Consider the following 26,529-nt stretch of genomic DNA (forward strand, 5'->3'; position numbering starts at 1 on the left):
CGCAGTGCCGGATGCATGGACGCATCGGCCACCGCGGGCAACGGAATGCGCGCGTGCTTATGATCCCGGCCACACAAGCGCAGGCCGCGCCACGAGGAAGGCCGCGCAAGTCAACCCACACCAGGAGACTTCCATGTCCATCACCCTGTCATCCGCCAGCCTGCCCGTCTTCAAGAGCGTGCTGCGCAACCTCGATCACTGCCTGGACAAGGCGATTGCCAATGCCGAGGCGCGCAAGTTCGATGCGAACGTCTTCGTCGGCATGCGCCTGGCGCCCGACATGCTGCCGCTGTCGTCGCAGGTGCGCATTGCCTGCGACGCCAGCAAGCTGGGCATTGCCCGCGTCTCCGGCCTGGAAGCGCCGAAGTTCGACGACAACGAGACCACGATGCCCGAGCTGAAGCAGCGCATCCACCGCACGCTGGCCTGGCTGGACACGGTGCCCGGCAGCGCCATCGACGGCAAGGAAGAGGTGGACGTGACCTTCCCGGTCGGCAAGGACCGCACCCGCACCATGAAGGCCGAGGCCTACCTGAAGCACTGGGCCATGCCAAACGCGTTTTTCCACGTCACCACCGCCTACGCCATCCTGCGCCACAACGGCGTGGACCTGGGCAAGCAGGACTACCTCGTCGGCGCCAGTGCCGCTGCCTGAGGATGCCGCTGGAGCCCGTCGCGTTCGACAAAGCTGCCGGTGGCGATCTCCCGCTGCTGCAGGTGTCGGGCCTGGGCAAACGCTACGGCGCGCTGCCAGTCTTCAGTGGCGTGTCTTTGCAGATCGCCGCGGGCGAGTTCGTGGCGCTGCGCGGCGAGTCCGGCGTGGGCAAGTCCACGCTGCTCAACTGCATCGCCGGCCTGGACCGCGCCGATGAAGGCAGCGTCAGCCTGGCGGGCCGGCCGGTGCACCAGCTGCCGGAGCCCGAGCAGGCCCGCTTGCGGCGCGAGCTGCTGGGCTTTGTGTTCCAGGCCTTCCACGTGCTGCCCCACCTCAGCGTGGCGGACAACATCGGCCTGCCTTTGATGCTGCTGGGCCGGCCCGACCCGGCGCGGGTGCAGCAGATGCTGGACGATGTGGGCATGGCCGCTTTGGGTGGGCGCATGCCTTCGCAACTGTCAGGCGGGCAACTGCAGCGCGTGGCGATTGCGCGCGCGCTGGTGCACCGGCCGCCGCTGATCCTGGCCGACGAGCCCACCGGCAACCTGGACCCGGACACTGCCACCCGCATCCTGGACCTGCTGCAGCAGCAGGTGCAGCGCGAAGGTGCGGCCTGCCTGCTGGTGACGCACTCGCACAGCGCCGCGGCGCGGGCCGACCGGGTGCTGCAGTTGCACGCCACCGGCATGCGCGATGCCGCCTGAGCGCGCGGCCAGCGGCGCGCTGCTGTGGCGCCTGAGCCTGGCGGAATGGCGCAGCCACCCGTGGCGGCAGCTCTCGGCCTTGCTCAGCGTGGCGCTGGGCGTGGCACTGGCCCTGTCGGTGCACCTGATCAATGAATCCGCGCTGGCGGAGTTTTCGTCGGCCGTGCACTCTGTCAATGGCGAGCCGGACCTGAGCCTGGTCGCCGGCCCCGGCGGCATGGACGAGGCCTGGCTGGACCGGCTGGCCGACCAGCCCGGCGTGCGCCTGGCGCACCCGCGCGTGGAGCTCAGCACCGAGGCCCCGGGGCTGAACGGCCAGGTGCACACGGTGCGGGTGGTGGGGCTGGATGCGCTGCAGGTCTACCCCGTGGCGCCGGAGCTGATGCCGCGGCCGGATGACGGCGCCGGCCGGCTGGCCGTGCTGGACCCGGCGCTCGGCTTTGCCAATGCCGCGCTGGTACAGGCCCTGGCCCCCGGCGCGCGCGACATTGCCTTGCTCGCCCAGGGCAAGCCGGTGCGTTGGCGTCTGGCTGGCCGGGTGGCGGCAGGCGGCGCGCCGCTGCTGGTCATGGACGTGGCTTCGGCCCAGCAGGCCTTTGGCTGGGCAGGGCGCCTCTCCCGCATCGACCTGCGCCTGGCGCCGGGTACGCCGCCGCAAGCCGTGCGCAAGGCATTGGACGGCCAGTTGCCGCCTGGCAGCCATTGGGGCGAGGCGGACGATGATCGCCAGCGCGTGGCCAACCTGTCCCGCGCCTACCGGGTCAACCTCACGGTGCTGGCACTGGTGGCGCTGGTGGTGGGCGGCTTCCTGGTGTTTTCGGTGGTGTCGCTGGCCGTGGCGCAGCGCACGCCGGCCCTGGCCCTGCTGGGCGTGCTGGGGCTGGACGCCGCAGGTCGGCGCCGGCTGGTGCTGCAGGAGTGCGCGGCCACCGGTTTGCTGGCCGGCCTGCTGGGCGTGGCGCTGGGCACCGGCATGGCGGCACTGGCGCTGCGCTGGCTGGCAGGGGACCTGGGCGGCGGCTACTTTTCCGGCGCGGCGCCCCAGCTGCAGTTCTCCTGGCCAGCAGCCGTGGTGTGTGCCGGCCTGGGCTTGGTGGCGGCACTGGTAGGTGGCGCCTGGCCGGCGGCGCGCGCAGCGCGGCTGGCACCGGCCCAGGCGCTCAAGGGCCTGGGTGGACAGGACGGCGAGGCGCCGCCGGTCTGGCCCGGCTTGCTGCTGTTGGTGGGCGGGGCTGGGCTTGCGATGCTGCCGCCGCTGGGTGACCTGCCACTGGCCGCCTATGCCGCAGTGGCTGCCTGGCTGGTGGGCGGCATTGCGCTGGTGCCGGCGGTGGTGCGGGCGCTGCTGGGCGAGCGCAGTGCCCGGCCGGCCCGTCACCCGCTGCTGCTGTTGGCCCTGCAGCGGGCGCGCCACCAGCGGGCCACGGCCACGGCGGCCGTGGCGGGCGTGGTGGCCAGCCTGGCACTGAGCGTGGCGCTGACGGTGATGGTCGCCAGCTTCCGCGATGCCGTCACCGAATGGCTGGAAACGGTGTTGCCAGCCGATCTGTATGTGCGCGCCAGCAGTGGCGGCGGCACCGGCGCGGCGAGCTTTCCGGACGGCCTGGTGGCGCGGGTGCAGGCGCTGCCCGGCGTGCAACGTGTGGCGGCCGGCCAAAGTCTGCCGCTGTCGCTCAGCGCGCAGCAACCGGAGGTCTGGCTACAGGCGCGCACGCTGGGCGAAGACCCGGCCCGCAGCCTGCCGCTGGTAGGTGCCGTGCTGCCCACGCCGGCGGGCCAGGTGGGCGTGTTCGTCAGTGAAGCGGTCCCTACCTTGTACCGTGTGCAGCCAGGGCAGTTGCTGGCGCTGTCGCTGCTGGACCGCCAGGGCCGCACGGTGAAGGTCTTCGTGCGCGGCGTGTTGCGCGACTACGCCCGCCAGTTCGGCAGCCTGGTGATGGCGCTGGAGGACTACCAGCGTCTGACCGGCGACACCCGGCTCAATGACCTGGCGCTGTGGCTGGCGCCGGCCCAGGCGCAGCAAGCCGTGCGCGACCAGGTGTCTGCGTTGGTGGGCCAACTCGGCGGTGCGCCGCAGGCCCTGGGCTTTGCGAGCACGGTGCAGCTCAAGGCCATGTCGCTGCAGATCTTCGACCGCAGTTTTGCGGTGACGCGCTACCTGCAGGCGGTGGCCATCGCGATTGGCTTGGCGGGCGTCGCGGCCAGCCTGTCGGCCCAGGTGCTGGCCCGGCGGCGTGAATTCGGCCTGCTGGCGCACCTGGGGCTGACGCGAGCCGAGGTGCTGCGCCTGGTCTTGATGGAGACGCTGGGCTGGCTGGGCGCCGGCCTGGTGGTGGGCGTGGCGCTGGGGCTGGCGATCAGCGCGGTGCTGGTGTTCGTGGTGAACCCACAAAGCTTCCACTGGACCATGCCGCTGCGGGTGCCGCTGGCCCAGGTCGGTGGCCTGGCGGCGGCGGTGCTGCTGGCCGGGCTGGTCACCAGCGCCTGGGCGGCCCGGCATGCGCTCAGCGCCGATGCGGTGCGCGCGGTGAAGGAGGATTGGTGATGCAAAAACCCCGCCTGTGGCGCCGCCGCCAAAGCCTGCTGGCGCTGCTGGGTGTCCCGGCCTGGGCGAGTGAGGGCGCGCGCGAGGCCGCGGCCGACCAGGTGCGCCCGGACCGGGTGCTGCGCTTTCCCGCGGACCACGGCAGCCACCCTGGCGCACGCACCGAGTGGTGGTATCTCACCGGCCATCTTGAAGCAGCAGGCGCATTGACGACGCCGGGCGCGGCGGCCGAGCCACGCTGGGGCTTTCAGATCACTTTTTTCCGCTCTCGCACCGGCTTGGCCGAGCAACTGCCTGGGCGGCTGGCGCCGCGCCAGATCCTGTTTGCCCACGCGGCGCTGACCGACCTGGGCCAGCCCGCGCGCCACCGCCATGACCAACGCATGGTGCGCTGGAACGGCGAGGACGCCGGCACCCGCGCCCGGGCCGACCGGGGCGAGGCCCAGCTGCGCACCGCGGACTGGCAGCTGCACCGTGACCCGGCTGACGCGCGCTGGCACGCCCACATCCCGGCCGAAGGCTTCGACCTGGACCTGCAACTCGCGCCCACCCAGCCGGTGATGCTGCAAGGCGAGGCGGGGTATTCGCGCAAGGGCCCGCTGCCAGGCGAGGCCAGCCACTACTACAGCCTGCCGCAGCTGGCGGTGCAGGGGCGGCTGCAGCACGGTGGGGCGATGCACCCGGTGCGGGGCCGCGCCTGGATGGACCATGAATGGAGCGATGCCTACCTTGCGCCCGAGGCGGTTGGCTGGGACTGGGTGGGCTTCAACCTGGACGACGGCAGTGCGCTGATGCTGTTTCGCATGCGAGCGCGCGATGAACAGGCGCCGCCTGTCTGGGCCGGCGGCAGTTGGCGCGACCCGCAGGGCCGGCAGCGCACCTTCCAGCCGGGCGACTTGCGCTTCGAGCCGGGACGCCGCTGGCGCAGCCCGGAGACTGGCGCAACTTACCCGGTGCAATGGACGCTGCACACGCCTGTCGGCCGTTTCCAGGTCGAGGCCTTGCTGGACGCGCAGGAACTGGACAGCCGCGCCAGCACCGGCACCGTCTACTGGGAGGGCCTGTCCGTGCTGCGCGACGAACAGGGCCGCCGGCTGGGCCTGGGCTACCTGGAGATGACAGGCCGCGCAGGCCGGCTGGCCTTGTGAGCAGCCCCCGGACCGGCTGTTCGCGCCAGGCTGCTGTTCAGGCAGTGGCGCCCGGCAGGTCGCTGCGGCGCTCGATGATGCGCGAGAGCAGGCCGTAGCTCATGGCCTCTTCGGCCGACATCCAGCGGTCGCGCTCGATGTCGAGCATCACCGTGTCCAGCGGCTGGCCGGTTTCGCGGGCGATCATGCGGGCGATGCGCTCGCGGGCCCGCACGATCTCCTTGGCCTGGATCGCGATGTCGGTCGCCTGGCCACCGGCGCCACCGCTGGGCTGGTGGATCAGGAAACGGGTCTGCGGCAGGCAGAAGCGGCGCTCGCGCGGCACGGCCAAATACAGGTGTGTGGCCGCGCTGCCCACCCAGCCGGTGCCGATCATGTTCACCGGTGCCGAGATGAAACGCACGATGTCGTGGATCGCATCGCCCGATTCGAGGTGGCCGCCGGGTGACGAGACCAGCATGTCGATTGGTGCGCTGGAGTCGGCGTCCAGCGCGACCAGCCGGCGCACCGTGTCGGCCGCGCTGCTGTCGTTGATCTGGCCGAAGACCAGCACGGTGCGCGAGCGAAAAGTCTTTTCCTCCATGAAGGTGCTGCGCGGGTCGCCGCTCGCCGGGGCGGGCGTGGCGTTAGGATCGCTTTCCATGTGTGTCATCTGAATTCCTGTGTCGTACATGCCGGTGAAACGGATCAGCCGCCCGGCGTGTGACATTCAAGCCATGCAAAGCCCGCTGCTGCCCCATCCTTTGGCCTGCGACGCCACGTTGCGCCGCCGCCTGACTTCGCTGGCCCGGCTCTGGCTGGGCAACCAGGCGGACGCCGAAGACGTGGTGCAGGACGCCTACCTGCGCACTGCCGTGCTGCCGGAGGGCGCGCAGGCGCAGCAAGCCTGGTTGCTGACCGTGGTGCGCAACCTGTGCACCGACCTGCAGCGGCACCAGGGCCTGGTGAGGCGCAAGCACAGCGAGCTGGACGGCGAGGGACTGGCCGATTCGGCAGAGGCCCAGGCACTGCTGGCCGATGAGGTGCGCGCCGCGCTGCGCCATGTTGCCCGGCACTTGGCGCCCGAGGACGCTGCGGCCGTGCTGCTGCACGAGGTGTTCGACTTCGAGCATGGCGAGATCGCGCGCCTGGCAGGCCGCGCCGAAGCCGCGTCGCGCCAGCGGCTGCACCGCGCGCTGCGCAAGTTGCGCGCTGCGGCCCCTGTCCATGGCGATGACGATTTGCCGCTGTTTCACCTGTGCTGGCAGGCACTGCAGCAACACAGCGCGGCGCCGCTCATTGCGCTGCTGCAGCCACCGGCGACATCCTGCAGCGCGGCCCTGGCGCCGGCATGCGGCAGCGGCGGTGGCGGCATCCACAGCGCCATGGTGCAGGTCCAGGGCCAGTTGATGCTCGCGGTGCGGCTGGGCGACCTGGCCAGCAGCCCGCTGCTGTGCCTGCTGCCGCTTGGGCCGCTGCGGGGCACGCATGACGAGTTGCACGCCTGTGCTTGACCGGTTGCAGCGTCTGCCCGCAAACTGAGCCCATGCCAAGCCCGGTTTCGACCTTCACCGCCCTGTTTGCCATCGCCCGCCTGCCGCGTGCAATGCAGCTGCGCGCGCAGGTTGGCCAGATGGTCGTGATGCAGCTGCATGCTGTCATGCACCTGCTGCTGCCACCGCATCCCCGGGCCCTGCGAAACCACTGAACACCGCTGAATTTCGCTCAACAGGCCCGCCACCCGCGGGCCTGTTGCATTTTGGAAGCTCCCACCGGAGACCTGCATGAGCTTCGCTGCACCGACCTTGCCAGATGCCCCGCCCACCGCCACCGCCGCCTGCACGCTGCGCCGGGCCCACCCGGACGATGCGCCGGCCTTCGTCCGCATGATGGAAGCGCACGAGGTCTTCGCGAACGTGCTGCAGGTGCCCTATCCGGACGAAGCCTTCTGGCGCAAGCGCCTGGAGGACCAGCAGGTCAAGCCAGGCAGCACCGACATCCATCTGGTTGCCCTGGTGGACGGCGAGATGGTGGGCAGCGCAGGCCTGCACGCCGCGTCCTGGGCGGTGCGGCGGCGGCATGCGATGAGCCTGGGCATCACCGTGGCGCGGCAGTGGCATGGCCGTGGCATTGGCAGCGCGCTGATGGCCGCGCTGTGCCGGCATGCCGACGACTGGGCCGGCGTGCTGCGACTGGAGCTGACGGTGTTTGCCGACAATGCCGCCGCGATCGCGCTCTATCGCAAGTTTGGTTTTGAGACCGAAGGCTTGCTGCGTGCGTACGCCTTGCGCGATGGCCAATATGTCGACACCCTGAGCATGGCGCGGCTGCATCCCAGCCCGCCCCACTGGCCACGTCTGGCATGAGACACTGCCGGCCCCGATTCCGTTGATGAGAGAGGTCCCGCCTTGGCTGCGCCCCGCATGAGTACCGAACAAGAGATCGAAGCGCTGGATGCGCTGTGCCAGCGCATGGCGGGCTTCGAGGACAGCATTTCGCTCGAATGGCTGGACGGCTACATGAGCGCGCTGGCGGCAGGCCCGCGGCGGCTGACGCTGCTGGACTGGCTGCCGACATTCGGCGAAGGCGTGTTCACCCGCACCTTTGCCGACCCGGCCGACGTGGAAGCCGCCCAGGAGGTCATCCAGGCCCGCTGGGACGTGCTGGCCAACCAGCTGGACCCGGAGCAGATCCTCGAAGACCCGGACGTGTTGCGGCTGGCGCCGCTGATGATCGAACTCAGCGACGAGGACAAGGCCCAGCTGGTGGCGGACGGCCACGTCAAGGAAGACGAGTTGCACCTGCTGGAGCAGACCGGCGAGGTCTGGGCCATCGGCTTCATCGACGCGACACGCGACTTCCCGCAGGACTGGCCCGAGGCCGACCTGGAAACCGAGGAAGGCCAGCTGTTCGACGAATGCATGCTGCGCGTGGTCTCGCTGACGCTGGACCCGGAAGAGCTGAAGGAAGTCTTCGAGGAACTCTACGAAGGCGAAGAGCTGACGCGCGACGAGCTGATCCACGAGGCGCTGTACGCCGCGCAGGACATGCGCCTGTACTGGCTGGACCATGCGCCCAAGCCGCCGCAGCGCCGCGTGGGCGAACTGCCGGGCCGAAACGACCCATGCCCGTGCGGCAGCGGCAAGAAATTCAAGAAGTGCCACGGCGCGCAAGTCCAGTGATGGCCACGGTGCGGCATGGCTGAAAGATTGGACCTCGCCGGCAAGCACATCGTGCTCGGCCTCTCAGGAGGCGTGGCCTGCTACAAGGCCGCCGAACTGACGCGTGCACTGGTGAAGGCCGGCGCCACGGTGCAGGTGGTGATGACCGAGGCTGCCGAGGCCTTCATCACCGCGGTGACGATGCAGGCGCTGTCGAACCGGCCGGTCTACACCTCGCAGTGGGACGCGCGCCCGGGCAACAACATGGCGCACATCAACCTCACCCGCGAAGCCGACGCGGTGCTGATCGCGCCGGCCAGCGCGGACTTCATCGCCAAGCTGGTGCAGGGCCGGGCGGACGACCTGCTGTCGCTGCTGTGCCTGGCGCGGCCGGCCGAGCGCGTGCCGCTGCTGGTGGCGCCGGCGATGAACCGCGAGATGTGGGCCCATCCGGCCGCGCAGCGCAACGTGGCCCAGCTGCGGGCCGATGGCGCGTTGGTGCTGGGCCCGGCTGCGGGTGACCAGGCCTGCGGCGAGATCGGCGACGGCCGCATGCTGGAAGCCGAGGAATTGCGTGACGAACTGATCGCGTCATTCCAGCCCAAGCTGCTGGCCGGGAAAAAACTGCTGATCACCGCGGGCCCGACCTTCGAGGCCATCGACCCAGTGCGCGGCATCACCAACCACTCCAGCGGCAAGATGGGTTTTGCCATCGCGCGCGCCGCGCAGGAAGCCGGCGCCGAGGTCACGCTGATCGCCGGGCCGGTGCACCTGCCGACACCGCCGCACGTGCACCGCATCGACGTGCAAAGCGCGCAGCAGATGTTGGATGCGGTGCTGCCGCAGGCGCCGCTGCACGACGTGTTCGTCGCCACCGCGGCCGTGGCCGACTGGCGTCCGGCGGTGATGAACGAACACAAGATCAAGAAGGACGGCAAGAAGCTCGCGCCAAGCTTCGAGCTGACCGAAAACCCCGACATCCTGGCCGCCGTCGCCCGCCTGCCGGACAAGCCCTGGTGCGTCGGTTTTGCCGCCGAGAGCCAGGACCTTCTGACCCATGCCCGCGAGAAGCTGCTGCGCAAGAACGTGCCGCTGATCGTCGGCAACCTCGGCCCGGCGACCTTCGGCCGCGACGACAACACGCTGGTGCTGGTGGACGCAACCGGCCACCGCGAGCTGCCCGCAGGCGACAAGCTGACGCTGGCACGCGAGCTGGTGGCCGAGATTGCCCGCCGCACGGCCGGTGCGTAGCACAATTCAGTGATCTCTTTGCAGTGAACATGACCCCCATCGACCTGAAGGTGCTGGACCCGCGTGCCGGCGAACAGCTGCCCGCCTACGCAACCACCGGCAGTGCTGGCCTGGACCTGCGCGCCTGCCTGGACGCAGCCGTGACGCTGGCACCCGGCGAAACCACGCTGATCCCCACCGGCCTGGCGATCCACATTGCCGATGCAGGCCTGGCCGCGCTGATCCTGCCGCGCTCAGGCCTGGGCCACAAGCACGGCATCGTGCTGGGCAACCTGGTCGGCCTGATCGACAGCGACTACCAGGGCCAGCTGATGGTCAGCTGCTGGAACCGCGGCCAGGCCACATTCACCATCCAGCCGATGGAGCGCATTGCGCAGCTCGTCATCGTGCCGGTGGTGCAGGCCAGCTTCCGCGTGGTGGACGAGTTCGGCAGTTCGGACCGCGGCGAAGGCGGCTTCGGCTCCACCGGCGTCGCCTGACGCCAGCGTTCCGCTCAGTGCAGTGAAGCACCGGGCGGCGGACCGCCCATGATGACCACCGGCGGCTCGACGCTGCCGGCTTCGGTTTCGGCAGCAGTGGCTTCGCGCACGTCCACCACCTTCAGTTCGAGGCGAAGCGCCATGCCGGCCAGCGGATGGTTGGCGTCCAGCACCACGTGTTCAGGGTAGACCTCGGTCACGGTGTAGGTCAGGTCTTCCGGCATGTCCGGCGTGGCCGCGCCTTCGGGCAGGCCATCGAACTGCATGCCGGGCTCGATCTGTTCGGGGAAAAGCTCGCGCGCTTCGTAGCACAGCAGCCCAGCGTCGTAATCGCCAAAGGCGTTTTCAGGTTCCAGGTGCAGGTGGGCTTCGAAGCCCGTGGTCTGACCTTCCAGCGCTTCTTCCACCTTGGGCAGCAAATCGTCGCCGCCATAGAAAAATTCGACCGGGTCGCTGAGTTCGTCGATGAGCTGACCTTGGGCATCCGACAGGATCCAGGTCAGCGTCACCACGCAAGGTGAAGTGATGTCCATCGCAGAATGATCGCACAAGGCAAGCCGCCAGGCAGCGGACAATGCCGCCCCATGACTGTGGACCCCAATCTCTCCTTGCCGCTGCTCGGCGGCCTCTCGCCGGCGCAATTCATGCGCCGCCATTGGCAGAAAAAACCTTGCCTGATCCGCCAGGCCGTGCCGGGCGTGCAGCCACCGCTGGCGCGCGCCGAACTGTTCGACCTGGCCGGGCGCGACGATGTCGAATCCCGCCTGATCCGCCAGACCGCGGCAGGCAAGAAGGGCGGCCCGGGCTGGCGCCTGCAACACGGCCCAGTGACGCGCCGCCAGTTGCCCAGCCCCAAGCAGGCCGGCTGGACGCTGCTGGTGCAGGGCCTGGACCTGCACGTGCCGGCGGCGCGCGATCTGCTGAGCCAGTTCCGCTTCGTGCCGGAGGCGCGGATGGACGATCTGATGATCAGCTACGCCAGCGATGGCGGCGGCGTGGGGCCGCATGTCGACTCCTACGACGTGTTCCTGCTGCAGGTGAGTGGCAGCAGGCGCTGGCGCATCGGGTCGGTCAAGGACGAAACCCTGGTGCCGGACGTGCCCGTCAAGCTGCTGGCGAATTTCGAGCCGCAACAGGAGTGGCTGCTGGAAGCCGGCGACATGCTGTACCTGCCGCCGCAGTGGGCGCACGATGGCGTGGCCGAGGGCGACGACTGCATGACCTGCTCGATCGGCTTTCGAACGCCCACGCCCACCGAGATGGCGCGCGACGTGTTGCAGCGCATGCTGGACGCGCTGGACGCGCCCGAGCGCGAACCGCGCTACCGCGACCCCAAGCAGCAGGCCACCGCAACGCCTGGCCGCATTCCCGAGGCTTTGCAAAGCTTTGCGCAGCATGCGGTGATCGCCGCGCTGAACGATGCCTACAGCCTCAACAGCGCGCTGGGCGAGTCGCTCACCGAGCCGAAGGCCACAGTCTGGTTCGAGGGCGGCGAGGCGCTGCAACCGGGCGATGGGCTGGTGCTGGATGCACGCTCGCGCATGATGTACGACGATCGCCAGGTGTTCCTGAACGGCGAGTCGTTCCGGGCTGGTGGGCGTGATGCCAAGCTGATGCACCTGCTCGCCGATCAGCGTGCACTGTCGCCGCGCGAGGTGGCCAAGCTCAGCGAAGAGGCGCTGGCATTGGTGCAGGACTGGGCGGAAAGTGGCTGGGTGCGTGCGGCCACCATTTGACCGCGCCCCTTGCGGGGTGATGAAACTCCGGCGGCGGCCCGGCGCTTCCTGTGTGCACGCCGGGAAGGCCGTGATGCCCCGAAATGATGCGCGGGGACAACGCTTCGCGCACGCGCGTCGGCAGCCCAAGGTTTTTCTTGATAGGGAAGGCCCCTAGTGGCGTGTGTTGCACCGGTATAATGAAGAGCTAGGTACAGGAACGTGTCCACAGGAGCAGGGCGTGCGCATGTAGATCATGACGAGTTCATGACAATGCATGACGTGTACTCTCCCAGCGTTTTTGGCCTTTCGCGAGGAGGAGGCGCGCGTGAACAAGCGGGCTTCCAGAATTACCGGTAATTTTGTTCGACCCCTTTTGTTTTCGAGGACATTCATGAACAAGTCGCTCCTGCTGGCTTCCCTGATCGCCGTTGCCGCCCTGGCTGCTTGCAGCAAGAAGGAAGAAGCTCCTGCTGCTCCGGCTCCCGCTGTCGAAGCTTCCGCTCCGGCTCCGGCCCCGATGGCACCCGCTTCCGAAGCTGCTTCGGACGCCATGGCGCCCGCATCGGCCGCTTCGAACTGAGCTGCTGAGTCGCCTTTTTGGCGATTCCAAAAAAGCCACCCTCGGGTGGCTTTTTTCATGCCTGAAGCAGACCTTCGCCAGATTGCGGAATCCGCCTGGCGTGCTCCTTCGCGGTATCTGATGAAGCCGCTGTGAAATTCGCCGGCCTGCAGATCAAACTGTTCGCATGAGGGCTTTGGGCTCGCGAAGAATGGGTACGCGGCTTGCCAAGGGGCATTTCACTCGCTGTTGCCCAACTGGCGGAGCGGGCATGAAAAAGAGCCCCGCAGGGCCCTCGATACTCGGCAGCCGGTATCTCCGGTGCGTCTTATCAATACTTCAACTCATCGACCAGCAAGGTGACGATGCGCCGCGCGTTGGCGCTGTTGTCCGGCTCGCCGGCAGGGGTCAGCACGTTGACACGGGTGGCATTTGCACCATCGGCCTTGACCATGATGCGGTAGCGGCCCAGTGCCTTCTCCGCCGGGTCTTTTGCACCGAACCAGCGCATCAGGAAATTCGGGCCGTCCTTGGAAGCTTCATTCGGATCGACGTAGCGCACCGAATACGAGCCCAGTGTGCGGTCACGTTCCTCGACGGTAAAGCCGCTGCGGTCCAGCGCCAGGCCGACCCGGCGCCATGCGCGTTCCAGGCCATCGTCCAGTTGCATCGTGGCAGAGGTCTCGCCGCTGATCACCCGTGCCTTGGTGGGCCGCGTGCCGACGCTGCTGCCGGCTGCAGCCGGCGTGGCGCCGGCCTTGCCGGCGTCTGCCGTGGTGGTGGCGGCCTGGCCACCCATCGATACCATCATGCGAGACAGCATTTCGGCTTCGAGGTCGTGGTCGGTCGGGCGATTGGTCCAGATGGTGCCACTGTCGCGGTCACGGCCGCTGTAGACCTCTTCCAGTCCGCGGTGGCTCAGGTAGACCTCGCTGCCGCCGGTGGCGGTGCGCTCGATGCGGATGCGGAACTTGTCCCGCTCGCCGGTCGAGTAGAGGCTGTCGAAGACCTTGCCGATGCTTTCGCGGATGATGTCCTGCGGCAGCTTGGCGCGGTTCTCGTTCCACTCGGTTTCCATCACGCCAGCCGCAGCGTCTTCCTTGGACAACTGCAGCCCGCTGTTGAGCAGGAACTCGCGCACCTGCGGCCAGACCTGTTCGGGGCTGCGGCTGGTGACCAGCCAGCGCTGCTCGCCGGCACGCTCGATGCGCATGTCGCCGGCCTGGCTCAGCGCCACCGTCGGTGCGCCGGGCGCGGCGGCGCCGGGCTTGGGCCCGCCGCCTGCCAGTTCCGAAGCGGAGATGCTGCCGTTTTGCGGCGTGTAGCGGCCGTCGCGCGCCAGCGGCGTGAGGTCTGGCGGCACCTCCAGCGGCGTCGTCTTGCGAGCCTGGCTGCGGTAGTCGATCTTGTCGTCGGGCAACACGCTGCTGAGCATGCCGCAACCGGCCAGATTGGCGGCGATCAGGGCAAAAACGGCGCCACGGACGGCCGTGATCGCGAAGGCTTTATTCACTTGGGACATCTCCGGTCGGCGGTCAGAAACAAGACCGCCGCTTGGCTGGAACGAGGGCCGGCCACCATAAGCGGCTGCAGCCAGATCGGCCGCGATTCTGGCTCAAACTTGGGAAGCGCTCAGATCAGGCCGCATTCACGCAGCGCGGCACCGACCTGGACCTGGCCTGCGGCGGTCAATTCGACCAGCGGCAGACGCACGAAATTCTGGCAGCGGCCCATCTGCGACAGCGCCCACTTGGCTGGTGCAGGGCTGGCTTCGCAGAACAGCTGGCGGTGCAGCGACAGCAGGCTGAAATGGATTTCGCGGGCGGTGGCAGCGTCACCTGCCATCGCGGCCTTGCACAGCTGCTGCATGCGGCGCGGCGCAACGTTGGCAGTGACGCTGACGTTGCCATGGCCGCCCAGCAGCATCAGCGCGACCGCCGTGCCGTCGTCGCCCGAATAGATGGAAAAACCCTTGGGGGCGTGCCTGATCAGCCAGGCCGCACGCTCGATGTTGCCGGTCGCCTCCTTGATGCCGAAGATGCCGGGCACCTCGGCGAGCCGAAGCACGGTGTCGTGCTGCATGTCTGCGACGGTGCGGCCGGGCACGTTGTAGAGCATCACCGGCAGGTCGACCGCTTCGGCGATTGCCTTGAAGTGGCGGTAGATGCCTTCCTGCGAGGGCTTGTTGTAGTAGGGCACGACCTGCAGCGTGCAATCGGCCCCCACCTCTTTCGCATAGCGCGTGAGGTTGATGGCCTCGGCCGTGCTGTTGGCACCGGCGCCGGCCATGATCGGAACGCGGCCTTTGGCGTGCTCGACCGACACGCGGATGATCTCGCAGTGCTCGTCCACGGTCACGGTGGCGGACTCGCCGGTCGTGCCGACGACGGCAATGCAGTCCGTGCCTTCGGCAATGTGCCAGTCGATCAGCGCGCGCAGCGCCGGGTAGTCGACGCTGCCATCTTCGTGCATCGGCGTCACCAGGGCGACGATGCTGCCAACAATCGGTGTCATCAGGATTCCTTGCAGAGCGGCTGATTTTAGCCTTGTGACAGCGGCCATTCCGGCAGCGAAACGCGCTGCGCGTCATGAGGGTCTGCCGCAGCAGCGGGCCGGCGCGCCGCGATGCGCTGCACGAAGCGCGCAGGCTGCGTCAGGTGGCCTTCCTCGAAGCCCAGCACCTGCCAGCCGGCGCAGCGCTGCAGCAGCTCGCCGGCTTGCAGCAGGAATGCCGCGCGGGAAGGGCGGCCGATGGCCTCGTGGCCGGCGCTAAAAGTTTCGTAAAGCAGCAGGCCGCCTGGGGCCACCGTGGCCAGCAACGCGTCAAAACGCGGCCGCCAAAGGTAGTTGGTGACGATGACCAAGTGAAAGGTTTGGTCGGTCAGCGGCCATGCTTCGCCTTCGAGGTCAGCCTGCACCGCTTCGATGCCGGCCACGCCGGCAAGCGCCTGCAGCGCATCGCCATCCCGGTCCACTGCGGTGACCGCATGGCCGAGCGCAGCCCACCAGCGGGCGTGTCGGCCGTGGCCGCAGGCCAGGTCCAGCACGCGGGCGCCAGCAGGCACGCAGGGCGCCCAGCGGGTGACCCAGCTGGAAGGCACGCCAGCACCGTGGTTCGTCGGCTCAGACACAGTTCCAGACCTGCGTGGCCAGGTCGAGCATCAAGGCCGGGTTGCGATACGCGGCGAAGGTCAGCAGCAGGACCAGCAGCGCGGCAGTCCAGCCGAGCAGGCGCCGGGTGCCTCGGGTCATGGGGTCACGGCTTGCGGCCGCTGAACACGCAGGATGGGGCCCTCGCGCACCGGCAGGTTCGCCAGTGCTGCCAGCACGCCCAGCGCCACGGCCAGCCACCAGACCACGTCGTAGCTGCCGGTCTGGTCGTACAGCCTGCCGCCCAGCCACACGCCGAGGAAGGAGCCGATCTGGTGGCTGAAGAACACCAGGCCGCCCAGCATGGACATGTACTGCACGCCGAAGATCTGGGCCACGACCGCGTTGGTCGGCGGCACGGTGGAGAGCCACAGGAAGCCGATCACGCTGGCAAAAACGTAGACGCTCATCGGCGACACCGGCACCAGCAGGAAGATCACGATGGTGATCGAGCGCAGGAAATAGATGGCCGCCAGGATGTGGCGCTTGGCCAGGCGCTGGCCCAGCACGCCGGCGGTGTAGGTGCCAAAGACATTGAACAGGCCGATCAAGGCCAGCGCGGTGGTGGCGACCTGCGGATCCAGCCCCTTGTCGCGCAGGTAGCTGGGCATGTGCACGCCGATGAACACGACCTGGAAGCCGCAGACGAAATAACCCGCCATCAGCCAGCGGAAGCTCGGGTAGGCCATCGCCTCGCGCAGCGCGGCGCCAATGCTTTGCTGGTGGCCTGTGTGTGCTGCTGCCTTCGGCTCTTTCAGTCCCCAGGCCAGCGGGGCGATGGCCAGCGCGGCGCAGCCCAGCATGAACAGCGCGTTCTGCCAGCCCCAGTGGCCGATCAGCCAGCTCTCCACCGGCACCATCAGGAACTGGCCAAACGAGCCGGCGGCCGCCGCCACGCCCATCGCCCACGAGCGCTTCTCCGGCGCGATGTTGCGGCCGATCACGCCGTAGACCACCGCGTAGGTGGTGCCGGACTGGGCCATGCCCAGCAGCAGCCCCGCGCTGCCGGTGAAGGCCAGCCCCGAGGTGGACAGCGCCATCAGCACCAGGCCCAGCGCATACAGGCCGGCGCCGACGATCAGCACCCGGTACGCGCCAAAACGGTCGGCCAGCATGCCGGCAAACGGGCCAGCCACGCCCCAGGCGATGTTCTGGATCGCCAGCGCGAAGGCGAAGGTTTCGCGGGTCCAGCCGCGCTCCATCGTGATCGGTGCCAGCCACAGCCCGAAGCCGTGGCGGATGCCCATCGACAGCGTGACGATGGCCGCGCCGCAGACCAGGACCTGGGTCATGGTCAAGGCAGGCGAGGGCGGGTTGGCAGTGGGCGCGGCAGACATCCGGGCACTTTAGCGGAGCGTGGCCTTCCGCACCTCCGGCCTTACCGCAGAGGGCTCGGCCACCATGTAGGTGACGATCAGCCCGATGGTGTATAACATATCGACATGTGATGAGGATCACCATGCACTTCAACATCTACCTCGACGATGAAACCGGCCAGCAACTGACGGCGGCGGCCAAGGTGCGCGGCGAGAATCGCAATGCCGTGATTCGTCAAGCTGTGCAGGAATGGTTGCGGCGTGAAGGCCGGCCCCAGTGGCCGGCAGCGGTGCTGGCCCACATGGGCGACCCCGACATGCCACCGTTTGAAGCCGGGCGGGATCAACTGCTGCCACCGGCTACCGATCCGCTGGCATGAAGTTCCTGCTCGACACCTGCACGGTCAGCGATTTCGTCAAGGGCGAGCCAGGTGCGCTGGCGCGCATCAAGGCGACGACCCCCGACCTGCTTTGTGTCTCCGTCGTCACGCGCATGGAGATCGAGTACGGCCTGCTGCTGAATCCCGCGCGGGCCAGGAAGCTCTTGCCCGTGATCGACGCGTTTCTCGCATCGATCACGATCCTGCCCTTCGAGGACGCGGATGCTCTCGCAGCTGCGGCGATTCGCGCAGCATTGCACCAGCGCGGCCAGCCGATTGGTGCCTACGATGTCCAGGTCGCGGGCTGCGGCCTGGCGCGAGGCCTGGTGGTGGTGACCGCAAACGAAGGGCAGTTTCGGCGGGTCAACGGGTTGCATGTCGAAAACTGGCGGCAGGCCTGATGCACCGGAATGTTCGACATGGCAGTTGGCACAGGGCTGACGTCCGCACCTCGGGTATGGTGCTGACATGTCTACAGCCTTTCCATCCATCAGCCTGGCGACTCGTCTGCACCACGTCGCGCTGATCGCGTCCGACTACGCGCGTTCCAAGGATTTCTACACCCGCGTGCTCGGCCTGCGCGTCGTGCACGAGTTCTGGCGCGCCGAGCGCCAGAGCTGGAAGCTGGACCTGGCGCTGCCGGACGGCAGCCAGCTGGAGCTGTTTTCCTTCCCCGGCTCGCCGCCGCGGCCGTCACGCCCTGAGGCCTGCGGCCTGCGCCACCTGGCGCTGGTGGTGGCCGACATCGACGCGGCGCGTGCGCGCCTGCTGGCCGAAGGCGTCGATTCGCTGGAGCCGGTGCGCATCGACGAATTCACAGCCGCCCGCTTCTGTTTCTTCGCCGACCCGGACGGCCTGCCGATCGAGTTGGTCGAGCCGGGCGTCTGAATGCAAGCCTGAGTTTTACGCGCCCTTCCTACAATCTCCCGCATGGCAACCCGTTCTTCTTCCACCCCGCCGAGCGCTCAGGCCTACGGCGAGGCGTCCATCCGCGTGCTCAAGGGCCTGGAGCCCGTCAAGCAGCGGCCGGGCATGTACACCCGCACCGACAACCCGCTGCACATCGTGCAGGAGGTCATCGACAACGCCGCCGACGAGGCACTGGCCGGCTTTGGCAAGCACATCGCCGTGACGCTGCATGCCGACGGCTCGGTCAGCATCGACGACGATGGCCGCGGCATTCCCTATGGCCTGCACCCGGAGGAACAGGTGCCGGTGATCGAGATCGTCTACACCCGGCTGCACGCCGGCGGCAAGTTCGACAAGGGCGCCGGCGGCGCCTACAGCTTCTCCGGCGGCCTGCACGGCGTGGGCGTCAGCGTGACCAACGCACTGTCGAAGCGACTGCAGGTCCAGGTGTGGCGCGAAGGCCATGCCGCAGGCCTGGTGTTTTCCGGCGGCGACGTGATCGAGCCGCTGCAGGTGCGCAAGGCAACCGCCGGTGAGCGCAAGCACGGCACCTCGGTGCGCGTGTGGCCGGACGCCAAGTATTTCGAGAGCGCCGAGCTGCCGCGTGGCGAGCTGATGCACCTGCTGCGCAGCAAGGCGGTGCTGATGCCTGGCGTGACCGTCACCCTGACGGTGGAGAAGGCGGCTGGCCCCGAAGTCCAGACCTGGCTTTACAAGGGCGGCCTGCGCGACTACCTGGCGCAGGCCCTGCAAGCCGAGCCGATGGTGCCGCTGTTCGAGAGCGAGCACTACGCCAGCGCGGCCGAGACCGAGAACTTCGCCGAAGGCGAGGGCGCGGCCTGGTGCGTGGCCTTCACCGAAGAAGGCGGGCTGTTGCGCGAAAGCTATGTGAACCTGATCCCGACCGTGGCCGGCGGCACGCACGAGGCTGGGCTGAAGGACGGGCTGTTCGGCGCGATCAAGGGTTTCATCGAACTGCATTCGCTGCTGCCCAAGGGCGTGAAGCTGATGCCCGAAGACGTGTTCTCGCGCGCTTCCTTCGTGCTCTCGGCCAAGGTGCTGGACCCGCAGTTCCAGGGCCAGACCAAGGAGCGGCTGAACAGCCGCGACGCGCTGCGCCTGGTCGCCTCCTATGTGAAACCGGCGCTGGAACTGTGGCTGTCGCAGCATGTGGACGTGGGCCGCAAGCTGGCCGAGCTGGTCATCAAGCAGGCGCAGACGCGCCAGCGTGCCAGCCAGAAGGTCGAGAAACGCAAGGGCTCGGGCGTGGCGGTGCTGCCGGGCAAGCTGACCGATTGCGAGAGCCGTGACCTGGGCATGAACGAGCTGTTCCTGGTCGAGGGTGACTCGGCTGGCGGCTCGGCCAAGATGGGCCGCAACAAGGAAACCCAGGCGGTGCTGCCACTGCGCGGCAAGGTGCTGAACGCCTGGGAGGTCGAGCGCGACCTGCTGTTCAAGAACAACGAGATCCACGACATGTCGGTCGCCATTGGCGTGGACCCGCATGGCCCGAACGACTCGCCGGACTTGTCCGGCCTGCGCTACGGCAAGGTCTGCATCCTGTCGGACGCCGACGTGGACGGCTCGCACATCCAGGTGCTGCTGCTCACGCTGTTCTTCCGCCACTTCCCCAAGCTGATCGAGACCGGCCACGTGTATGTGGCCAAGCCGCCGCTGTTCCGGGTGGACGCCGCGGCGCGCGGCAAGAAGCCGGCGGCCAAGATCTATGCGCTGGACGAAGGCGAGCTGGAAGCCACGCTGGACAAGCTGCGCAAGGAAGGCGCGCGCGACAGCAGCTGGTCCATCAGCCGCTTCAAGGGCCTGGGCGAAATGAGCGCCGAGCAGCTGTGGGACACCACGCTGAACCCGGACACCCGCCGCCTGCTGCGGGTGGACTACGGCGCGGTGGATTTCACTGGCACCGTGAGCGCCATGACCCGCCTGATGGGCAAGGGCGAAGCGCAAGGGCGCCGTGAACTGATGGAACTGCACGGCGACGACGTGGAAGTGGACGTCTGAGGAAGCTGACACAACGCGGTACTGACCGCGACGCCGCTTGATGCCATGCACCGCTTCGGCGCAGTGCCGGGCGTCTGGTCCTTGTGAGGCAACGGTTTACCTTGGCTTGGTCGCCTTGTTCCGGCCCTTCGGGTCGCCGCAGCCTTCCTACAATCCCTGTGCTTGCTTCTTGCAAGTACAGCCACGGGTCGCTGCCGGTGTGACACTTTTTGTCACCGGGCTTGCCGACCCCTGTGTCCCGCCTGCCGGTGCTTCACCCGCAGACGAGTGTCGGGACGTTTCGCGCCTCAGGAGCCGTTTTGATCGTCCGCCCCGTTGCTCATCGTTGCCTGGCTTTTGTCCGAAACCTGCCTTCTGCCGCTCATCCGTTGCTGGCCGCTGCCGCGCTGGGCCTTTGCGGCTTCAGTGGTGCCGCGCGCGCCGAACTGTGGGGTTATGTGGACGGGGCCGGCGTGGCGCACTTTGCAGACAAGCCTGTCGATTCGCGTTACGCGCCGGTGCTGCGCCAGCGCGACAGCGACACTTTCCGCGTGCCCGGCAAGGCGACGGCCAGTGCCAGCCTGCTGACCTGGTTGGAATTCGCGCCTGAAGTGAAGGCCATGCAACCCGTGCTGCGCGAGGCCGAGCGTGTCACCGGCGTGGACGCCGAGCTGCTGAAGGCCATCATCACGGTCGAATCCGGCTACCGCGGCGACCTGGTGTCGCCGCGCGGCGCGGTTGGCCTGATGCAGGTCACGCCGGTCACGGGCGACCGCTATGCCACCAAGGCCGAGGCCCAGGCCAGGCCGGTGGAGCAGCGCCTGCGGGACCCGAAACACAACATCATGATCGGCGCGCGCATGCTGGCCGACCTGAGCCGGCGCTTTGGCGGCGTGGACGTGGCGCTGGCAGCCTGGAATGCAGGCGAGGGCAATGTGCGCCGCGCCGGCGGCAAGATCCCGGATTTCGACGAAACCCGGGCCCATGTGCACATGGTGCTGGAACTGTACTGGGCGCTGTTGCAGCAGCGCCAGCAGGGCCTGGCCAACCAGATGAAGATGGTGCGCACGGACGGTTGACCCGCCGTGTGCCGCCTTGAGTCTCCTCAGGGCTTGATGATGTAGACCTGACCGTTGGCCTTCTTGCCGCCGTACTTGGTGGTGCCCAGCAGCGCGCCGTCCTTGGCGCTCGTCAGGCCCGAATATGCGCCGCTGCCGCCGGTGATGCCCCACAGCACGCTGCTGGCATAGCTGCCATCGGCCTGCGGGGTCAAGGTCACGACGCTGCCGCCGCCGGTGCTGCCGCCGCCCGAGGTGGTGGCGTACAGCACGCCGGTCTTCTTGTTGACCAGCACGCTGCAGTACGGGAAAAAGCCCTCGTCGTTGGTGAAGTCGTGCACCGCGGCCAGCTTGTAGCCGCTCTTGCCTGGCGTGGCCTTGAACACCGTGCCGTTGGCGAACGCGCCACCCATCAGCCCGGTGCCGTACAGGTTGCCGTCCTTGGCCAGCGTCACGCCGCCGGTGGGCAGGGTGCCGACCGTGCTGCCGAAGCTGTCGTTGACCTTGAAGCTCCAGCTGTTCGTGCCTTCGGTCAGGCTCCACAAGGTGCCGCTGAAGTTCACGCCGCCCGCGGTGGTGATGCCGTAGACCACGCCGTTGGCATCCATGGCCAGCTTGCCGCGCGGGCCGGCGCCGTCGATCGAGCTTTCGTGGAAGTGGTGGATGACCTGGTAGGCCCAACTGCCGTCGCTCGCAGGGGTGAGGGTGAAGGCCACGCCGTCGCCGAAGTTGCCGCCTTCGAAGGCGGTGCCGATCAGCCGGCCCTTGGCGTCCAGCAGCAGGTCGCCGTAAGGGTGGTAGCCCTCCGCGCCACCCACGAAGTGGTGCAGCACGCTGGGCGTCCAGCTGCCGTCTGCATTCGGGCTGAGGCGCAACACCGTGCCGGCGCCGACGTTGCCGCCGATGTAGGCGGTGCCATAGAGGTTGCCGGCAGCGTCGGCGATCAGGCCGGCCTGCGGCATGGCGCCGTTGTCCAGGCCGCCAAACGAGAACACCGTCTTGGCGCCCCAGCTGCCGTCGCTCTTCTGCTTGAGCTGGTAGATCGCGCCCAGGCTGGCGCTGCCGCCACTGGCGGTCACGCCGTAGTACTTGCCGCCGTGGGCCAGCAGGTCGCTGGCGGGGCTGGCGCCGTTGGGTGTGCCGGCGAAGCTGTAGGCGGTCTTGCCTTTTGCTGCCCAGCTGGGGGTGGCGCTGGCCAGCAGCGCGGCGGCGAAGAAGGCCGCGGAACCCAGGGCGCGCAAGCGTGCGCCGGCCCTGCGGGCCGTGGATGATGAAGCGTACATGGGGACTGTCTCTCTCGGGTGAAGAACGACGGGGGAGGGCGGGGCCCGGCTCGTGACCAGGCCCCGCCAAGGCGAGCCGCTTACTTCTTGCGGTTCACTTCGAAGACGCCACCATTCCAGCTGTCGTTGGCATACATCATGGTGCCGAACAGTTCGGACTTGATGCGGGCCAGGCCGGCGTAGCTGCCGTTGCCGGCAATGCCCATGTCGTAGATCACGCTGTACTTGTAGCTGCCGTCATCGCTGGGGGCGAGTTGGTAGACCACGCCGGCGTTGGCGCTGCCGCCTGCGGCGGTGGTGCCGTAAAAGATGCCGTTGTCGGTCGGCATCACGGCACCGTAGGGCTGCCAGCCCTGGCCGCTGCCGGCGAAGGCGTGCAGCATCGAATAGGTGAAGCTGCCGTCGCCGACGGGGGCCAGCTTGAACAGCGTGCCGCCGCCGTTCGGGCCGGCTGCGGTGGAGGTGCCGTACAGCGCGCCGGAGGCATCGGTGGCCAGGCCGCCGACCGGATTGAAGCCGTTGTCGCCCCGGAACGTCAGCACGATGCTTTCGGCGTAGACGTTCTTTTCGCCCGGGGTCAGCTTGTAGACCACGCCGAAGTTGTAGGTGCCGCCGGCGACCGTGGTGCCGTACACCGCACCTGCCGAGTCCACCACCAGCTGGCCCGAAGGCGACTTGCCGTCGCCGTCGGTGCCGGTGAAGCCGTGCAGCAGTGCGAACTTCCAGCCGTTCTTCTTGGCGATCAGCTTGAAGGCCGTGCCCTGGCCGTGTTCGCCATTCAGTGCGGCGGTGCCGTAGAGGTTGCCTTCGGCGTCGAACACCAGTTCGCTGACCGGCTGGCTGCCGTCAGCGCTGCCCTGGAAGCTGTACAGCACCGAGTGCGTGAAGCTGCCATCGGCGTTCAGGGCCAGCTTGTAGACCGTGCCCTTGCCCCAGGCGCCGCCTTGCGCGGTCACGCCGTACAGGTTGCCCTTCTTGTCCTTGATCAGGCCGGCGGACGGCTGCTTGCCGGCGGCAGTGGTCTCGAACGCATAGATCAGCTTGCGCGCCCAGTGCACGCCGTCTGGCTGGAACAGTTCGTAGACGGTGCCCAGGCCGTAAGGGCCGTCGTCGCTGGCCACGCCATACAGCGTGTTGGTCTTGCTGACCAGCAGGCGGCCCAGCGGGGCGGTGCCGAAGGTGGTGGCGGTGAAGTCCGAGATCACGCTGGCTTCATTGGCCCAGGCCGAAACGCCGGGCATCAGCAGGCCCAAGGCGACGGTCGAGGCCAGGGTGAGTGCGCGCAGGTGAGTGCTCAGGCGCGCGGTGTTGCGCGGGTAGAACGTGGGCGCCTTGGATGCTGTATGAAACATGAATGTCTCGTTAAAAAGTGGGTGGGAACCCCGATCTTAGGAATGCGCGGCCTCGACAGGGGCCATCGGTCGCGCCATTTGTAAGTAAACAAAACATGCTGAGAATTTACTTCAGCATGAAGTTGCGCATTGTTGAGGCGTTTCCGCACGGTTACGGCGAACGCTTGTCTGGACTCGGTGCAAGGTGGATCGATCCCGGGCAGTCGGCGCCCTCATTCGGGAAGTTTTGGGTTCCAAAACGGGGCGACTGATCCCCCTAGAATCGAAACGGCCCCAAGCGCCGGGTTGCAACGGCTGTGTGTTGCGGTTGGCGTGAATCGGCTCCGGCCAAGACGCTTGATGTGGTGTGTCGCCAGTGCCGGAGGCTGCGTGGCCGGCGGGCACAATGTGCAGCCCGGCGCATGCAGACCTGAGACGGCCCTGCGCTGGCGCAAGATCCCCGACCTTTGATGAAAACCCGTGCCCATGTGCGGGCTGGCAACACATGGAACAGACTCCCCTGACTTTTGCCGGCGACGGCGACGGTGGCAATCCGGAAAGCCTGACGCTGGCGCACTACGCCGAGCGGGCTTACCTCGAATACGCGCTTTCGGTCGTCAAGGGCCGGGCGCTGCCCGATGTGTGCGACGGCGCCAAACCGGTACAGCGCCGCATCCTCTACGCCATGCACCGCATGGGCCTGTCGTTCACCAACGCTGCGCCCGGTGGCCCGAAGCCGCGCAAGAGCGCGAAGGTGGTGGGTGACGTGCTGGGCAACTACCACCCGCACGGCGACACGGCGGCCTACGACGCGCTGGTGCGCATGGCGCAGGACTTTTCGCTGCGCTACCCGCTGATCGACGGCCAGGGCAACTTCGGCAGCCGTGACGGCGACGGCGCTGCTGCCATGCGTTACACCGAAGCGCGCCTGAACCCGATCTCCCGCCTGCTGCTCGACGAGATCGACGAAGGCACCGTCGATTTCATGGCGAACTACGACGGCACGCTGGAAGAGCCGCGTTTGTTGCCGGCCCGGTTGCCCTTTGTGCTGCTGAACGGCGCCAGCGGCATTGCCGTCGGCCTGGCCACCGAAATCCCCAGCCACAACCTGCGCGAAGTGGCCGCCGCGGCGGTCGCGCTGATCCGCAATGACAAGCTGGGCGACGACGAACTCGCGCAACTGCTGCCCGGCCCGGATTACCCCGGTGGTGGCCAGATCATCTCCAGCGCGGCCGACATCCGCGCCGCCTATGCCGGCGGCCGCGGCAGCTTGAAGGTGCGTGCGACCTGGAAGATCGAAGAACTGGCGCGTGGCCAGTGGAACCTGGTGGTCACCGAGCTGCCGCCAGGCACCAGTTCGCAGAAGATCCTGGAAGAGATCGAGGAGCTGACCAACCCCAAGGTCAAGGCTGGCAAGAAGGCGCTGGCAGCCGAGCAGGTGCAGTTGAAGACGACGGTGCTGTCGGTGCTGGATGCCGTGCGCGACGAGTCCAGCAAGGACGCCGCGGTGCGGCTGGTCTTCGAGCCCAAGAGCCGGGCCATCAGCCAGCAGGAATTGATCAACGTGCTGCTGGCGCACACCAACCTCGAGACCAACGTCTCGATGAACCTGACCATGGTCGGGCGGGACGGCCGGCCAACGCAGAAGGGCCTGCGCCAGATCCTGGCCGAGTGGGTGGATTTCCGCCAGGCCACGGTGCAGCGCCGCACCCGGTTCCGGCTGGACAAGGTGCTGGACCGCATCCACATCCTCGAAGGCCGGCAGCTGGTGCTGCTGAACATCGACGAAGTGATCCACATCATCCGCAACTCGGACGAGCCCAAGCCGGCGCTGATCGAGCGCTTCAAGCTCAGCGACCGCCAGGCCGAAGACATCCTTGAACTGAGGCTGCGCCAGCTGGCGCGGCTGGAAGCCATCAAGATTGAGCAGGACCTTGAAAAGCTGCGCGAGGAGCAGCGGAAACTCGAAGACATCCTGGCCAACCCCGGCTCGCTCAAGCGCACGCTGATCCGCGAGATCGAGGCCGATGCGAAGCAGCATGGCGACGAGCGCCGCACGCTGATCCAGGAGGAAAAGCGCGCAGTCGCCGAGGTCAAGATCGTTGACGAACCGGTCACCGTGGTCCTCAGCCTGAAGGGCTGGGCGAGGGCGCTGAAGGGCCACGAGGTCCACCCCGCAACGCTGGCCTTCAAGGCGGGTGATGCGCTGCACGGCGTGTTCCCTTGCCGCAGCGTGGACACGCTGTACGTCTTCGGCACCAGCGGCCGGGTCTACAGCGTGGCGGTGGCCACGCTGCCGGGCGGCCGCGGCGATGGCGTGCCGATGACCAGCCTGATCGACCTCGAAGCCGGCAGCCAGATTGCACACTACTTTGCCGGCGTGCCCGAGCAGATCGTGCTGCTGGCCAACACCGGCGGCTTTGGCTTGCTGGCGCGCCTGGCCGACCTGAACAGCCGGCAGAAAGCCGGCAAGAGCTTCCTGACGCTGGAAGCGAGCGACAAGCTGTTGCCGCCGACTTCCGTCGCGCCGGCCCAGGTCAACGTGGCCTGCCTGGCGATGAGCGGCCGCTTGCTGACCTTCCCGCTCGCCGAGCTGAAGCTGCAGTCCAATGGCGGCAAGGGCCTCACGCTGATGGACGTGGACGCAAAAGATCCGCTGGTCTCGGTGGCGGTGTTTGCCGATCAGCTGCGGGTGATCGGCGCCGGCCGCGGTGGCAAGCCCAAGGACGAGGTCCTGAAGGGTGCCGCACTGGCCTCGCACCTGGGCAAGCGCGCCCGCAAGGGCAGCAAGGTCGAAGCGGTGCTGAAGCCGACCCAGTTGTTGTCCGTCTGAACTGTGCTGGCCGGTGACCCGTGGCTCGCCCGGGTTCTGCCCGCTTTATCCAGCGATCACCCTGCTGCCAGT

General features: G+C 68.0%; 27 protein-coding genes. 18 read left to right on the forward strand and 9 right to left on the reverse strand.

Going from position 1 to position 26,529, the window contains the following annotated elements; genetic code table 11:
- Positions 1-133 precede the first annotated feature (133 nt).
- From ACAH41_RS00905 to ACAH41_RS00920, 4 genes are read left to right on the forward strand one after another with little or no spacing between them, the layout of a single operon-like run.
- The gene (locus ACAH41_RS00905) at positions 134-655 is read left to right on the forward strand and encodes a DUF1993 domain-containing protein (RefSeq protein ID WP_325651881.1); all 522 of its coding nucleotides are present in this window, start codon (positions 134-136) and stop codon (positions 653-655) included.
- Positions 656-657: 2 nt separating this feature from the next.
- Positions 658-1,359: an ABC transporter ATP-binding protein gene (locus tag ACAH41_RS00910; RefSeq protein ID WP_325651879.1), complete on the forward strand. Its 702-nt coding sequence runs from the start codon at positions 658-660 to the stop codon at positions 1,357-1,359.
- Entirely contained in the window at positions 1,349-3,904 is a 2,556-nt protein-coding gene (locus ACAH41_RS00915; protein ID WP_325651877.1) for an ABC transporter permease, read from the forward strand. Before ACAH41_RS00910 ends, ACAH41_RS00915 begins: the two co-directional genes overlap by 11 nt.
- Entirely contained in the window at positions 3,904-5,052 is a 1,149-nt protein-coding gene (locus tag ACAH41_RS00920) for a carotenoid 1,2-hydratase (protein ID WP_325651876.1), read from the forward strand. The genes ACAH41_RS00915 and ACAH41_RS00920 overlap by 1 nt, the downstream gene beginning before the upstream one ends.
- Before the next feature lie 37 nt (positions 5,053-5,089).
- On the opposite strand, the gene ACAH41_RS00925 is transcribed toward ACAH41_RS00920, so the two are convergent.
- Entirely contained in the window at positions 5,090-5,695 is a 606-nt protein-coding gene (locus tag ACAH41_RS00925) for an ATP-dependent Clp protease proteolytic subunit (RefSeq protein ID WP_325651874.1), read from the reverse strand.
- A gap of 73 nt (positions 5,696-5,768) precedes the next feature.
- On the opposite strand from ACAH41_RS00925, the gene ACAH41_RS00930 reads away from it, so the two are divergent.
- From ACAH41_RS00930 to dut, 6 genes are all read left to right on the forward strand, one after another.
- The gene (locus ACAH41_RS00930; RefSeq protein ID WP_325651873.1) at positions 5,769-6,545 is read left to right on the forward strand and encodes a sigma-70 family RNA polymerase sigma factor; all 777 of its coding nucleotides are present in this window, start codon (positions 5,769-5,771) and stop codon (positions 6,543-6,545) included.
- A 32-nt stretch (positions 6,546-6,577) separates the two neighbouring features.
- Positions 6,578-6,739, forward strand: coding sequence for a hypothetical protein (locus ACAH41_RS00935; protein WP_325651871.1), 162 nt, complete (start codon positions 6,578-6,580; stop codon positions 6,737-6,739).
- Between the two features lie 76 nt (positions 6,740-6,815).
- Positions 6,816-7,397, forward strand: a complete 582-nt coding sequence (locus ACAH41_RS00940) for a GNAT family N-acetyltransferase (RefSeq protein WP_325651869.1) — start codon at positions 6,816-6,818, stop codon at positions 7,395-7,397.
- A gap of 57 nt (positions 7,398-7,454) precedes the next feature.
- On the forward strand, positions 7,455-8,213 hold the full coding sequence (locus ACAH41_RS00945; protein ID WP_325651866.1) for a UPF0149 family protein: 759 nt from the start codon (positions 7,455-7,457) through the stop codon (positions 8,211-8,213).
- Between the two features lie 15 nt (positions 8,214-8,228).
- Entirely contained in the window at positions 8,229-9,443 is a 1,215-nt protein-coding gene (gene coaBC / locus ACAH41_RS00950; RefSeq protein WP_325651864.1) for a bifunctional phosphopantothenoylcysteine decarboxylase/phosphopantothenate--cysteine ligase CoaBC, read from the forward strand.
- A 29-nt stretch (positions 9,444-9,472) separates the two neighbouring features.
- Complete coding sequence (gene dut / locus ACAH41_RS00955; RefSeq protein WP_325651863.1) at positions 9,473-9,922, forward strand: dUTP diphosphatase; 450 nt, start codon at positions 9,473-9,475, stop codon at positions 9,920-9,922.
- A 14-nt stretch (positions 9,923-9,936) separates the two neighbouring features.
- Here dut and ACAH41_RS00960 read toward each other — a convergent pair whose 3' ends face one another.
- The gene (locus ACAH41_RS00960; RefSeq protein ID WP_325651862.1) at positions 9,937-10,455 is read right to left on the reverse strand and encodes a peptidylprolyl isomerase; all 519 of its coding nucleotides are present in this window, start codon (positions 10,453-10,455) and stop codon (positions 9,937-9,939) included.
- A 57-nt stretch (positions 10,456-10,512) separates the two neighbouring features.
- Between ACAH41_RS00960 and ACAH41_RS00965 the strand changes: the two genes are divergently transcribed.
- Entirely contained in the window at positions 10,513-11,658 is a 1,146-nt protein-coding gene (locus ACAH41_RS00965) for a JmjC domain-containing protein (RefSeq protein WP_370538127.1), read from the forward strand.
- A 307-nt stretch (positions 11,659-11,965) separates the two neighbouring features.
- Positions 11,966-12,220 (forward strand): hypothetical protein, encoded by a 255-nt coding sequence (locus ACAH41_RS00970; RefSeq protein WP_325651858.1) that lies wholly within the window; start codon positions 11,966-11,968, stop codon positions 12,218-12,220.
- Positions 12,221-12,530: 310 nt separating this feature from the next.
- On the opposite strand, the gene bamC is transcribed toward ACAH41_RS00970, so the two are convergent.
- The 5 genes from bamC to ACAH41_RS00995 form a co-directional block, all read right to left on the reverse strand.
- Positions 12,531-13,721: an outer membrane protein assembly factor BamC gene (bamC, locus tag ACAH41_RS00975; RefSeq protein WP_325651856.1), complete on the reverse strand. Its 1,191-nt coding sequence runs from the start codon at positions 13,719-13,721 to the stop codon at positions 12,531-12,533.
- A gap of 110 nt (positions 13,722-13,831) precedes the next feature.
- The gene (dapA, locus tag ACAH41_RS00980) at positions 13,832-14,713 is read right to left on the reverse strand and encodes a 4-hydroxy-tetrahydrodipicolinate synthase (RefSeq protein ID WP_325651855.1); all 882 of its coding nucleotides are present in this window, start codon (positions 14,711-14,713) and stop codon (positions 13,832-13,834) included.
- Positions 14,714-14,739: 26 nt separating this feature from the next.
- Positions 14,740-15,300, reverse strand: a complete 561-nt coding sequence (locus ACAH41_RS00985; RefSeq protein WP_370538121.1) for a class I SAM-dependent methyltransferase — start codon at positions 15,298-15,300, stop codon at positions 14,740-14,742.
- Between the two features lie 22 nt (positions 15,301-15,322).
- A complete protein-coding gene (locus tag ACAH41_RS00990; RefSeq protein WP_325651852.1) occupies positions 15,323-15,451 on the reverse strand; it encodes a hypothetical protein in 129 nt (42 codons plus the stop codon).
- Positions 15,448-16,686 carry an MFS transporter gene (locus ACAH41_RS00995; RefSeq protein ID WP_325651850.1) on the reverse strand — a complete coding sequence of 413 codons (1,239 nt, stop codon included), beginning with the start codon at positions 16,684-16,686 and terminating at the stop codon, positions 15,448-15,450. Before ACAH41_RS00995 ends, ACAH41_RS00990 begins: the two co-directional genes overlap by 4 nt.
- A gap of 110 nt (positions 16,687-16,796) precedes the next feature.
- Here ACAH41_RS00995 and ACAH41_RS01000 point away from each other — a divergent pair, with 110 nt between their 5' ends.
- The 5 genes from ACAH41_RS01000 (at position 16,797) to ACAH41_RS01020 (ending at position 21,031) form a co-directional block, all read left to right on the forward strand.
- Complete coding sequence (locus ACAH41_RS01000; protein ID WP_325651848.1) at positions 16,797-17,045, forward strand: CopG family transcriptional regulator; 249 nt, start codon at positions 16,797-16,799, stop codon at positions 17,043-17,045.
- A complete protein-coding gene (locus tag ACAH41_RS01005; RefSeq protein ID WP_325651847.1) occupies positions 17,042-17,446 on the forward strand; it encodes a type II toxin-antitoxin system VapC family toxin in 405 nt (134 codons plus the stop codon). Before ACAH41_RS01000 ends, ACAH41_RS01005 begins: the two co-directional genes overlap by 4 nt.
- 67 nt (positions 17,447-17,513) lie before the next feature.
- Positions 17,514-17,933: a VOC family protein gene (locus ACAH41_RS01010; protein WP_325651845.1), complete on the forward strand. Its 420-nt coding sequence runs from the start codon at positions 17,514-17,516 to the stop codon at positions 17,931-17,933.
- A gap of 42 nt (positions 17,934-17,975) precedes the next feature.
- On the forward strand, positions 17,976-19,973 hold the full coding sequence (locus ACAH41_RS01015; protein ID WP_325651843.1) for a DNA topoisomerase IV subunit B: 1,998 nt from the start codon (positions 17,976-17,978) through the stop codon (positions 19,971-19,973).
- Positions 19,974-20,341: 368 nt separating this feature from the next.
- Positions 20,342-21,031 (forward strand): lytic transglycosylase domain-containing protein, encoded by a 690-nt coding sequence (locus tag ACAH41_RS01020; protein WP_325651842.1) that lies wholly within the window; start codon positions 20,342-20,344, stop codon positions 21,029-21,031.
- 26 nt (positions 21,032-21,057) lie between these two features.
- Here the strand turns inward: ACAH41_RS01020 and ACAH41_RS01025 are convergent, their stop codons facing one another.
- Together ACAH41_RS01025 and ACAH41_RS01030 are read right to left on the reverse strand one after the other, a co-directional pair.
- Complete coding sequence (locus ACAH41_RS01025) at positions 21,058-22,293, reverse strand: choice-of-anchor tandem repeat GloVer-containing protein (RefSeq protein ID WP_325651840.1); 1,236 nt, start codon at positions 22,291-22,293, stop codon at positions 21,058-21,060.
- 80 nt (positions 22,294-22,373) lie between these two features.
- Positions 22,374-23,645, reverse strand: coding sequence for a choice-of-anchor tandem repeat GloVer-containing protein (locus ACAH41_RS01030; RefSeq protein ID WP_325651839.1), 1,272 nt, complete (start codon positions 23,643-23,645; stop codon positions 22,374-22,376).
- A 484-nt stretch (positions 23,646-24,129) separates the two neighbouring features.
- Here ACAH41_RS01030 and parC point away from each other — a divergent pair, with 484 nt between their 5' ends.
- Positions 24,130-26,457 carry a DNA topoisomerase IV subunit A gene (parC, locus tag ACAH41_RS01035; RefSeq protein WP_325651837.1) on the forward strand — a complete coding sequence of 776 codons (2,328 nt, stop codon included), beginning with the start codon at positions 24,130-24,132 and terminating at the stop codon, positions 26,455-26,457.
- The last annotated feature ends 72 nt before the right edge of the window (positions 26,458-26,529 follow it).

The sequence above is a fragment of the Ideonella sp. genome (genome assembly GCF_041287625.1).
GTDB lineage: Bacteria > Pseudomonadota > Gammaproteobacteria > Burkholderiales > Burkholderiaceae_C > Ideonella.